Origin of the sequence: Azospirillum sp. TSO22-1, assembly GCF_003116015.1 — a bacterium.
Lineage (GTDB): Bacteria > Pseudomonadota > Alphaproteobacteria > Azospirillales > Azospirillaceae > Azospirillum.
In genome coordinates this window covers 1-11,331 of the sequence record NZ_LGQZ01000022.1, presented here as the reverse complement: position 1 = coordinate 11,331, position 11,331 = coordinate 1, and the positions used below count along the sequence as shown (strand labels likewise).

The 11,331-nt window shown below is 71.0% G+C and carries 8 protein-coding genes; 2 read left to right on the top strand and 6 right to left on the bottom strand.

Annotation, left to right across the window (positions count from 1 at the left end):
- Window positions 1-79 precede the first annotated feature (79 nt).
- From TSO221_RS06655 to TSO221_RS06630, 6 genes are all read right to left on the bottom strand, one after another.
- A complete protein-coding gene (locus TSO221_RS06655) occupies window positions 80-601 on the bottom strand; it encodes a DUF6622 family protein (protein ID WP_146208726.1) in 522 nt (173 codons plus the stop codon).
- A gap of 136 nt (window positions 602-737) precedes the next feature.
- Complete coding sequence (gene mepA / locus TSO221_RS06650; RefSeq protein WP_109117698.1) at window positions 738-1,529, bottom strand: penicillin-insensitive murein endopeptidase; 792 nt, start codon at window positions 1,527-1,529, stop codon at window positions 738-740.
- A 4-nt stretch (window positions 1,530-1,533) separates the two neighbouring features.
- Entirely contained in the window at window positions 1,534-3,105 is a 1,572-nt protein-coding gene (locus tag TSO221_RS06645; RefSeq protein WP_109117697.1) for a caspase family protein, read from the bottom strand.
- 15 nt (window positions 3,106-3,120) lie between these two features.
- The gene (locus TSO221_RS06640; protein WP_109117696.1) at window positions 3,121-4,125 is read right to left on the bottom strand and encodes a lytic transglycosylase domain-containing protein; all 1,005 of its coding nucleotides are present in this window, start codon (window positions 4,123-4,125) and stop codon (window positions 3,121-3,123) included.
- Window positions 4,126-4,354: 229 nt separating this feature from the next.
- Window positions 4,355-7,477 carry an efflux RND transporter permease subunit gene (locus TSO221_RS06635; RefSeq protein ID WP_109117695.1) on the bottom strand — a complete coding sequence of 1,041 codons (3,123 nt, stop codon included), beginning with the start codon at window positions 7,475-7,477 and terminating at the stop codon, window positions 4,355-4,357.
- Window positions 7,474-8,568: an efflux RND transporter periplasmic adaptor subunit gene (locus tag TSO221_RS06630; RefSeq protein ID WP_109117694.1), complete on the bottom strand. Its 1,095-nt coding sequence runs from the start codon at window positions 8,566-8,568 to the stop codon at window positions 7,474-7,476. The genes TSO221_RS06635 and TSO221_RS06630 overlap by 4 nt, the downstream gene beginning before the upstream one ends.
- A gap of 93 nt (window positions 8,569-8,661) precedes the next feature.
- Here TSO221_RS06630 and TSO221_RS06625 point away from each other — a divergent pair, with 93 nt between their 5' ends.
- Together TSO221_RS06625 and TSO221_RS06620 are read left to right on the top strand one after the other, a co-directional pair.
- Window positions 8,662-9,276: a TetR/AcrR family transcriptional regulator gene (locus TSO221_RS06625; RefSeq protein ID WP_109117693.1), complete on the top strand. Its 615-nt coding sequence runs from the start codon at window positions 8,662-8,664 to the stop codon at window positions 9,274-9,276.
- A gap of 77 nt (window positions 9,277-9,353) precedes the next feature.
- A complete protein-coding gene (locus TSO221_RS06620) occupies window positions 9,354-11,147 on the top strand; it encodes a tetratricopeptide repeat protein (RefSeq protein WP_109117692.1) in 1,794 nt (597 codons plus the stop codon).
- Window positions 11,148-11,331: the final 184 nt, after the last annotated feature.

Genomic DNA, 11,331 nt, shown 5'->3' with positions numbered 1-11,331 from the left:
CCCTCCCGCTCAATGCTGTGCATTGAGCTGCCGGGTTGGATCAAAGGCGCCTGATGGAAGCCATCAGGCGCCTTTGATATCACGCATCCCGGACCGCACGGCGGCTGTCGATCGTCAGCCGCGCCAGCCAGCCGACGAAGTAGCCGGCGCTCGCGCCGGAGATGGCGACGCTCCAGAGCATCAGCTGGGCGCGGTCCGCCGGATGCATCGCGACGGCCACGGCGACGGCGTACTTGGCGGTGAAGATCGCCACGTTCCGGACCAGCGGAATCCAGCTCCCGCGCAGATGGGCGACGCCCCGCTCGACATCGATCCACCCGCCGTCCAGGCCGCCGGTCGCCAGGGCCAGCAGCACGGCGCCCGTCGCGGCGCCGGCGGCCGGCAGCGCCAGGTCGGGAGACGCGGCGAGCGCCGGCACCAGACCGCTCAAGCCCCAGGCGATGAACACCACCGGCACGATCAGCACCCGCGGCAGCGCGGTGACGCGCGGCCGGGTGGCGCGAATGCCCAGCACGATCAGCAGCGCCAGCAGCGGAAACACCCACCAGGGCGCCCCCGTGACGATGCGTTCCAGCATGACGGCGGACTGAGGCGACGGCATGGTCCGTTCTCCAATCGGGAAAGTCGTCCCGATCTGTGGCGGAGGACGAAGGACGGGTCGAGGCCGTGTGCGCGGATCACCCCGGCTTTTCGCGAAGTGCCGGGCCGTGCGTTTCGCGCTTCGTGAACGGCCGGGCCTAGCGCTTGAACAGCGCCACGCAGGCCGGCGGGGGCGGCGGGATTTTCGTCGGCTCGCGCGGCGTGTCCTTGCGCGGCTCGAACCAGCTCAACAGCTCGGCGTCGCAGCCCTCGCCGGGCGGCACCGGGCTCTGCGGCACGCAGTCGGCGGCATCCGGCGGGCACTCCAGGCGCACGTGGAAGTGCGAGGCGTGGCCGAACCACGGGCGGACCTTGCGCAGCCACGCGCGGTCGCCGGTTTCTCCCTCGCACAGCGCCAGCTTGATCGCCGGGTTGACGAAGATGCGCGTCACCCGCGGGTCGCCCGCCGCCAGTTGCAACAGGCGGCGCTGCCGGACGCCGAAGCGGCCGGGGTCGATCCGCTGGCCGGAGACGTCCACCATGCTCGGAAAATCGGTGCGCTCGCGCGCGTCGCGCGGCAGGGCCGGTAGGTCGAGGTCGAACCAGACATCGGCGTCCAGGCCGATCTGGTGGCTGGCGTGGCCGCTCGGCATGCGGCCGCCGCGCGGCTGCGACAGGTCGCCGACCGCCAGCCGGCCGAGCCCCTCTGCCCCCGCCCGCCGCGCCAGCCCGGCGACGTAGTCGACCAGCGCCGGGTGACCGAAGTTGCGCCCGCGCGACAGGTTGACCGCCTGATAGCCGGAGCCCTCCGGCGGCAGTTCGCGCGCGTCGGCGATGCAGCCGTTGGCGTAGCTGCCGATGGGCTGTGCCGCCCAAACCGACGCAAAGGGGGCCGGTACGGCCAGCAGCAGGCCCGCCAGCAGCGGGAGGATCAGGGATCGCGGGGGCATCGGCTCAGCGTTCCTCGTCGAAGACGACGGCGTCGTTCACCGCATAGATGGTGCACTCGGCCTTGCCGCTCAGCTCCTCGCAGCGCTCCAGCACGGCCTCGCGCGCGTCGTCGATGGATTTGCGGGCCCACACCGCCGCCCAGCGGCCGGTGGGCGTCAGGGCGAGCGCCTTATGCCCGGGGTTCTGCCTGTACTTCACCATGCCGACCTCGCGCGTCCGGTCGGAGACGAAGGGCACCTTGGCCGGATCGAACAGACCGCTGCCAGGGATCTCCACCGGCATCGGCGCGAAGGCGACCGGGCTGTCCAGCAGCACGGCGTCGTCCACCGCGTAGAGGGTGCACGGGCTGCCGGCGTTGAGCTGGCAGTGCTGCAGCGCGCTGCGCCGCACGTCCTCGGCGGTCCGCGTCTGCGTGGTGTTGGAGACGTAGGCGTAGTTGCCCTTGGGCGAGATCGCCAGCGCCTTGGGCGACGGCAGCGAGGCGAAGCGCCCCAGCGTCTCCCGCGCCTTGGGGCTGACATAGGGGATCGCCGCCGCGTCGAACAGGCGGACCATCGGTGCGGGCGGCGCCGGCGGCGCGGCCACGGCGATCTGCACCGGCGCTGGCACCGGCGCCTCGGCCCGCGGGGCGGACGCCGGCGCCGGGGCCGCGGAGAGTTCGGCCAGCCGCGTCTCGGCCAGGGCGGCGAAGGTGCCCTGCGGGAACTGCTTCAGGTACGCCTCGAACATCCTGGGGTTGCTGCTGCCCTTGACGCTGTCCCAGAACACCACCTCCTTGTCGGCGGCGGCCGGCGGCGGGGTGATGGTGGTCGGGCCCAGGAAGTAGAAGCGCCCCTCGATCGGCGAGGACGACACCCAGGGCTGCTGCACGCCGGCGGTGTTGCGCTTGACGGCGACGCCGACGTCGTTGAACACGTCGAAGACCGTCCCGCCCGGCGTCAGCACCGCCTTCGACAGCACCTCGGTGTAGGGGCTGTTGGACCCGGCGCCGTCGGCGGCGACCGCGCCGGGCTGGGTGGCGTAGGCGATGATGGTGCCGGCCGGCGCCTGCATCTGCGCCAGCCCGGAGCCGGCGGAGCGCAGGCCCCGCCCGCCGAACGGGTTGTTCCGGCAGGCGTCGAGGATGACGATGTTCAGCCGGCTGTCGGCCAGCGTCATCTCCTCGATCACCAGGTTGACGTCCACCAGCTCGTAGCGGACGTCGGCCTCGCGCGCCACGTTGGCGGTCACCGGAACGAGGTAGTTGCTGCCCTGCACCTGGATGCCGTGCCCGGCGTAGAAGAACAGCCCGACGTCGGCGCCGACCAGCTTGGTGCCGAAGGCGCGGATGGCCTTCTCGATCCCGGCGCGGTCGAGGTCGACCTGCGGGCCACCGCCGATCAGCTCGAAGCCGGCGGCGTTCAGCGCGTCGGCGATGGCGCGGGCGTCGTTGGTGGGGTTGGCCAGCGGAGCGGCGTTCCTATAGGCGCCGATGCCGAGCACCAGCGCGACGCGCTTGCCCTCGGCCAGCGCCGGCCCGGCGGCCAGACATGCCAGCGCCGCCAGGGCGGCAAGGATCCGGCCGAAGACACCCATGCGCTTCCCCACTGTTCAGGCGCCCGGCGCCACCACGAAGCAGGCCATGCCCTGCCCCACCAGGCTGGCGCAGGCGTTGGCCGCAGCCTCCTGCGACAGGCCGGACAGGCGGGCGCGGTAGAGCGGGCCGGACTGCGTGTCGACCGGCTGCACCACCTGCTGGGCGCGCACCAGCATGCCGCCCGGCGCCGCGCGCCGCGCCTTGTCGATCACCTTCAGCCCGTCGTCCGGCGAGCGGAAGGCGCCGAGCTGCACCGTCCACACCCCGCCCCCGACGGCGACGGGCGCGGAGCGCACCGGAGCTGCGCGCACCGGAAGCGGAGCGGGCACCGGCGGCGGCAGCGCCTCGGCCACCACGCGCGGCACCGAGGCGGTGGGCAGCGGCGCCAGCGACACCGCGCTGCCGCCCGTTGCCGGAGAAATGGGCGCCGGAGGAATGGGCACCGGCGCGATGGGCGCCGGCCCTGGCGTGGGCGTCGGCAGGCTGGCGACCATCACGTCCGAGTTGTCGGGCTGCGGCGCCGGCGAATTGTTGAGGCGCGGCGCGATGGAGGCGATGTAGTTGCGCGTCTCCGACGGCAGCGAGCGGTTGCCGGCCAGATAGTCGCCGTAGCAGCGCGGGCCGCAGTTGTAGGCGCCCAGGAAGCCCGGCGCGCCGAACAGGTTGTACATCTCGCGCAGGTACGCGGTGCCCGCCATGATGTTGTCGCGCGGCTCGAACGGGTCGGAGCCGAGGCCGTGCTTGCGCCGCATCTCCTCGTAGGTGGCGGGCATCAGCTGCATCAGGCCCATGGCGCCGGCCTTGCTGACGATGGGCTTGCCGTTCAGGGTGGTGCGCCCGCCGCTCTCCTGGCGAATGACCTCGCGGATCCACGGCTCCGGCATGCTGAAGCGCTTGGACGCGTCCGCCACGTGGGCGTCGAGCTCCGCCTGGGAGACCGGCTTCGGCGGTCCGCTGGCGCACGCGGTGACCAGGGCGGAGAGGCCGGCGCAGGCCAGCAGCGAAGTCAGGCGACGCACGGGGACCGTCTTCCTCGAACGCGGATTTTGCGAAAACGAGGTAGGACTATCCCATAGATGGGCGAAGGCGTAAACCGCCGCGGCTGTGACTTCGCGTTTGGCCCTGAAGGCGTTGCCCCCACCCTAACCCTCCCCCGCTGGGCGGGGGAGGGAACTCCGCCGCTCGTGGGAAGGGCAAGGAAGCCCCCTCCCCCGCCCAGCGGGGGAGGGTCGGGGTGGGGGTAACCAGCTACTGAGCCGCCACCCCCACCGCCCCTTCCGGCTCCACCCGCTCCGCCTCGCGCGCCGGCGCCTTCACCCGGAACCACGCGGCGTACAGCGCCGGCAGGAAGAACAGCGTCAGCACGGTGGCGCCGGTCAGGCCGCCCATGATCGCCACCGCCATCGGTCCCCAGAAGGCGCTCTGCGCCAGCGGGATCATGGCGAGGATCGCCGCCGCCGCGGTCAGCGCGATCGGCCGGGCGCGGCGCACCGTGGCCTCGACGATGCCCTCCCAGCGCGAGCGGCCGGAGCGCACGTCCTGCTCGATCTGGTCCACCAGGATGACCGAGTTGCGCATGATGATGCCGGCCAGCGCGATGACGCCCAGCATGGCGACGAAGCCGAAGGGCAGGTTGAACAGCAGGAGCGCCCCGGTCACCCCGATCAGCCCCAGCGGCGCGGTGAGCAGCACCATGAAGACGCGCGAGAAGCTCTGCAGCTGCAGCATCAGCGTCGCCACCATGATCAGCAGCATCAGCGGCAGCATGGCGTTGATCGAGCCCTGGCCCTTGGCGCTCTCCTCGATGGCGCCGCCCATGGCGATGGCGTAGCCGGCCGGCAGCGTGGCCCGGATCGCATTCAGCTCGGCGTCGAGCTGCACGCTGACCGTCGGCGCCTGGACGCCGCCGATGACGTCGCCCTTGATGGTCATGGTCGTCTCCCGGCCACGGCGCCACAGCACCGGCTCCTCCAGCTCGTACTTCAGGCTGGCGACCTGGGAGAGCGGCACGGCGGTGCCGCGGCCGGTGCGCACGCTCAGCTCGCCCAGGCGCGACAGGTCGAGGCGCTCGTCCGAGGTGGTGCGCAGCACGACGCCGATCAGCTCGGTGCCCTCGCGGTACTGCGTGATCGGCATGCCGTTCAGCAGCAGCTGCAAGGCGTTCGACAGGTCCTGCTTGGAGATGCCGAGCGCCCGGGCCTTGGCGGTGTCGACCTCCAGCCGAACGCGCTTCGACAGCTCGTCCCAGTCCAGGTGGACGTTGGCCATGTTGGGGTGGCCGCGCATGCGGTCGCGCACCTGGTAGGCGATGGTGCGGATGGTCGCCGGGTCGTCGCCGGTGACGCGGAACTGCACCGGGTAGCCGACCGGCGGGCCGTTCTCCAGCCGGCTGACGCGCACGCGCGCCGCCGGAAAGTCGGTCTCCAGCCGCCGTTCCAGCGCGTCCTTGACGTGCTCGCGCTCCTCCAGCCCCTTGGTCATCACCACGAACTGGGCGAAGTTGGCGTTCTGCAGCTGCTGGTCGAGCGGCAGGTAGAAGCGCGGCGAGCCGCCGCCGGTGTAGGCGGTCCAGGTGTCGACGTTCGGGTCGGCCGCCAGCAGCGTCTCCAGCTTGGCCACCTCGGCCGCCGTCGCCGCGATGGACGAGCCCTCGGCGAGGCGGATGTCGACCAGCAGCTCCGGCCGGCTGGCGGAGGGGAAGAACTGCTGCTGCACGAAGCCGAACCCGACCAGCGAGGCGACGAACGCCGCCACCGTCACGCCGATGGTGACCCAGCGCGCCCGCACGCAGGCCTCGACCATGCGCCGGAAGATCCGGTAGCCGCGCGTGTCGTAGATGTCCAGCTCGTGCCCGTCCTCGACGATGTGCTTGGGCTGCGGCAGCAGCTTGTAGCCGAGGTACGGCGTGAAGATCACCGCCACCACCCACGACAGCAGCAGCGACAGCCCGACCACCCAGAAGATGGCGTTGGTGTACTCGCCGGCCGCCGACTGGGCGAGGCCGACCGGCACGAAGCCCGCCGCCGTCACGACGGTGCCGGTCAGCATCGGGAACGCGGTGGAAGTGTAGGCGTAGGCGCCGGCCCGCACGCGGTCCCAGCCCTGCTCCATCTTCACCACCATCATCTCCACCGCGATGATGGCGTCGTCCACCAGCAGCCCCAGCGCGATGATGAGGGCACCCAGCGAGATGCGGTGCAGGTCGATGCCGAGGATCTGCATGGCCACCAGCGTCAGCGCCAGCACCAGCGGCACCGCCAGCGCCACCACGATGCCGGTGCGCCAGCCCAGGCTCACCAGACTGACCAGGATGACGATGCCCAGCGCCTCGGCCAGCGATTCCGTGAACTCGCCGACCGAGTGCTCGACCACGCTGGGCTGGTTGGCGACCTGCGCCAGCTCCATGCCGACCGGCAGCTTGGCCTCGACCTTCGCCATCTCGGCCTTGAGCGCCTCGCCCAGGTGCAGGACGTTGCCGCCCTTGGCCATGACGACGCCCAGCCCGATGGCGTCGCGCCCCTTGGTGCGCATGGTGAAGCGCCGCGGCTCGACGTAGCCGCGCTTCACCTCGGCGACGTCGCCGATGGTCAGCAGGCGCCCGCCGGTCTCCACCGGAATGGCGCGCACCTCCTCCGCCTTGTCGATGCCCAGGTCGACGCGCACGAACACCCGCTGCGAGCCGGCGTCTACGTCGCCGGCCGCGGCGATGGCGTTCTCGCGCTGGAGCGCCTGGATCACCGTCTCCACCGGCAGCCCGAAGCTGGCGAGGCGCTGGCTGGAGATCTCAACGTAAATCCGCTCCTCCTGCGGGGCGATCAGCTCGACCTTCTCGACGTTGGGCAGGTGCAGCAGCTTCGCGCGCACCTCCTCGGCCACCTTCTTCAGCTGCGCCGGGGTGAAGTCCTCGCCCATGAAGGCGTAGATGGCGGAGTAGACGTCGCCGAACTCGTCGTTGAAGCTCGGCCCGACCACGCCGTCGGGCAGCGTGTAGCGGATGTCGCCGACCTTCTTGCGCACCTGGTACCACAGGTCGGCGACCTTGCGCGGCGGCGTATAGTCCTTGAGCTGCAGGAAGATCACCGACTCGCCGGGCTTGGAGTAGCTGCGCGCGAAGTCGTAGTAGGGGACCTCCTCCAGCTTCTTCTCGATGCGGTCGGTGACGAACTGCTCGACCTCGCGCGCGGTGGCGCCCGGCCACTCGGTGCGGATGGTCATCACCTTGAAGGTGAAGGACGGGTCCTCGGCGCGGCCGAGGTTCTTGTAGGCCAATCCCCCGGCCAGCACGCTGGCGAGGATGAAGAACAGCACCAGCGTGCGGTGCTGCAAGGCCCAGGCGGAGAGGTTGCCGCGGTCCCGGTTCCGGTGGCTCATCGCGTGGGCTCCGCCCACACCGTGACCTGCTGCCCGGCGTCCAGCTTGTGCACGCCGGCGGTGACCACCTTCTCGCCGTCCTTCAGGCCGCCCGCGACGATGGCGAGGTCGCCCGCGTAGGCGGCCACCGTCACCGGCCGCAGCTCCAGCCGGTCCTTCGCCGGGCCGGCGACCACCCACACCGCCGGGCTCTGCCCGCTCTGCGTCACCGCGCTCAGCGGCAGCCGGGCGACCATGCCGCCGCGCTCCAGCCGGGCGATCAGCGTCGCCGTCATGCCCAGCTGCACGGTGGCCGGCGGGTCCGTCAGCGTGACGCGCGCCTGGTAGGTGCGGGTGCCGGGATCGGCGCTCGGGCTCACCTCGCGCAGCGCCGCCGGGATCTGCAGCCCGGGCTGCGCCCACAGCTCCACCGCCAGCGCGCGCTGCGGCAGGGCGGCGACCTGCTGTTCGGGGATGTTGGCGACCGCCTCGACCTCGCCCAGCTTGGCGACGCGCAGCGCCGCCTGCCCCTGCGCCACCACCTGCCCCGGCTCGACCAGCACGGCGGTGACCACGCCGGCCGCGTCGGCCAGCAGCGTGGCGTATTGCAGCGAGTTGTTGAGCACGCGCAGCTGCGCCTCGATCTCGCGCACCCGCGCCTCCGCCTTGTCCAGCGCGGTCTTGCGGCGGTCGTATTCCTGCTTGGTCGTCCAGTCCCCCTTGCGCAGCTGGGCGTAGCGGTCGAAGTCGGCGCGGGCGTTGGCGGCATCGGCCCGGGCGGATTCCAGCTGCGCCTGCGCGGCGCGGACCTGGAGCTGGATGTCGGCCGGATCGAGCCGGGCCAGCGGCGTGCCGGGCTCGACCCGCGTGCCGACCTCGACCAGCCGCGCCACCACCTTGCCGGCGACGCGGAAGCCGACGTCCGCCTCGATGCGCGGGCGGATCACCGCCGGGTAGCGGACGGTGTCGTCGGCGGATTCCAGGGCGACCGTGGTGACGCGCACCGGGCGCGGTTCCGGGGCGGGAGCGCCGTTGCCTTCCTTGCAGGCCGACAGCCCCACCCCCGCCAGGAGCATGACCGCCGCCAGCCCGATCCCCCGCCGCCGCACCATCGCATCCTCCACTGGACTGAACTGTATCGTACTGATAGACTCGTAATCCGAAGCCGAGCCTCCGTCAAGTGTGAACGATACAGTTCAGTCCAGATGCCTTCCGAACAGCACGCAGCCACACCCGACCCGAAAACCGAACAGATCCTCGCCGCCTCGCGGGAGATCTTCCTGGAGTTGGGCTACGCCGGCACCTCCATGGATCTGGTGGCGCAGCGGGCGCGGGTGTCGAAGACGACGCTCTACACCCGCTTCCCGTCCAAGGACGAGTTGTACGTCGCCACCATCTCCGCCGAGTGCGAGCGGAGCGGCCTGCACTTCGCGCCCGACACCTTCGACGACGTTCCGCTGGAGGAGGCTCTGCGCGCGCTGGGCCGCCGCTTCGTCGACCTGATCTGGTCGGAGGCGGCGATTCGGATGCACCAGTCGGTGACCGGCGAGGCGACCCGCGTACCGCAAGCGGCACGACTGTTCTTCCAGGCCGGCCCGGAGAAGGCGATCGCCACCTTCGTGGCGTTCTTCGAGCGCGCCGCCGCGCGCGGCCTGATCAAGACCGACGACCCGGCCTTCGTCGCCACCCAGTTCCTGGCGACCATGCAGGGCGGCGTCCACTGCGCGCTGATGCTGGGCGCCTGCGACACGCCGGAGGAGGCCGAGCGCGAGGCCTACGTCGCCAAGGCCGTCGCCCTCTTCATCCGCGGGCTTGCCTGACGGCGTTCTCCACGCCGTGTGGAAAGGGTGCCGCACTTTTCCGTATAGTCCTCCGCACCAGTCACCGGAAGACCGTGATGAACGAAGAGCAAAGCGACGCTTCACCCGGCACCATGGCACCTCCGGCTGGACACGGCGGGCTCCCCGACATCGACGGGATGATCGGCACCGCTCGGGCCCTTTCGCAATCCGGGCGTCTGGCCGAAGCCGCCGGCGTTCTCGGCCACGCGCTGGAAGCGGAGCCCGAAAACCTGGACGCGCTCTACCTGCTGGGCACAGTCGCCTTCCACGGCCAGGTCTTCGACCTCGCCGTCGAGTGCCTGGGCAAGGCCCTGACGATCGGGCCGCCCGTCCCTGAGGGGTTTTTTGGACTCGCCGCCGCGCTCGAGAGGCTCGGCCGGCTGGACGAGGCCGCCATTCACTACACCAACGCGCTGCGCACGAAGCCTATCTTTCCCGAGGCCTTGGCCAATCTCGGCGTGGTGCTGTACCGACTGGGACGCCGGGACGAGGGGATCGGCTGCCTCGAGGACGCCGTTCGCCAACGGCCGAACGATGCAGAGGCCGTCAGCAACCTGGGGTTGATGCTGTTCGAAACGGGCCGGTTGGACGAGGCGGCGGAGCGATACGCCGACGCCCTGCGCCTAAACCCGGCGCTCCCCGAAGCCCTGACCAATCTCGGCAACGTCCTTCAGCGTCGCGGGGAACTGGATGAGGCCTTCCGCTGCCAAAGGGCGGCCGTATGCCTGCAGCCCGCTCTGGCCAACGCCCTGTCCAACCTCGGCGGCAACTTCCTGGAGCGCGGCCATCCGGAGGACGCCCTCTCCTGCTTTCTCCGGGCGCAGCGCGCCGACCCGACGTTCGCCGGCAGCGAATGGAACGAAGGCATGGCCCGGCTCGTGCTGGGCGACCTGGAGGTCGGCTGGGAGAAGTACGAGTGGCGCTGGTTGGTCGGCGACGACGCCCGCAACCGCCGCGCCGCCGACACGCTGCACGGCCGGTCGTTCCGGCAGCCGCGATGGGACGGGGTCTCCGACCTGACCGGCAAGCGCCTCCTGCTCTGGCGCGAACAAGGGGTCGGCGATGAAATCCTCTTCGCCTCCTGCTTTCCCGACCTGGAGCGGCTGGGCGCCGACATCACCTATGAGGGCTCGCCCAAGCTGCGCTCTCTCTTCGCGCGCTCGTTTCCGTACATGCGGATCGTCGTTGAGGACGCTGGCGCCGACCTGACGCGCGACGATGTCGACGTCCACCTGCCGATCGGCAGCCTGCCCCGGCTATTCCGCCGGACCTTGGCCGATTTCCCCGACCACCGGGGCTTCCTGTGCCCGGATCCCGCCCGCGTCGCCCATTGGCGGAACCGCCTGGAAGTCCTCGGCCCCGGCCCCTACGTCGGCCTGCACTGGCGCGGCGGGACCAGGGTGCAGGCCCGCAGCCATTACTACACGCGGATCGAGGACTGGGAACCGGTGCTGCGCCTGTCCGGCCTCACCTTCATAAACATGCAGTACAGCGACGCGACGGAAGAGGTGGCGCTGGCTCGCGACCGCTTCGGCGCGGACATCCACACCTTCGACGGCATCGACATGTGGAACGACCTCGATGACGTCGCCGCCCTGTTGAAAGCGCTCGACGTGCAACTCGCCGTGTCCACCTCGGTGCACGCGCTTGCCGGGGCGGTGGGGATTCCGACATGGCTGCTCATCGCCCGCAAGGTGGGCTGGACGTGCCTGGGGACCGAAGGCCTGCCCTGGTATCCCAGCATGAGGATGGCGACCCGTGGACCTGACGAGCCGTGGTGCGCTCCCATCGAAAGAATCGCCGCTGATTTGGCTGGACTGGCCGGACGGGACCATTTCCGTCGGCTGTAAACGGGAACACCACGGAACATACGCCACAACGCCGCCGCCCGCCGCGGGTGAGTGCGGCGGGCGTCGGCGTTGGTGAAGAGCGGGTGCTTGGATCCGGGTGTGTGGTGAACGCCTTGAAGACCTGGCGGCGACCTACTCTCCCACGTCTTGAGACGCAGTACCATCGGCGCAGAGGGTTTTCACG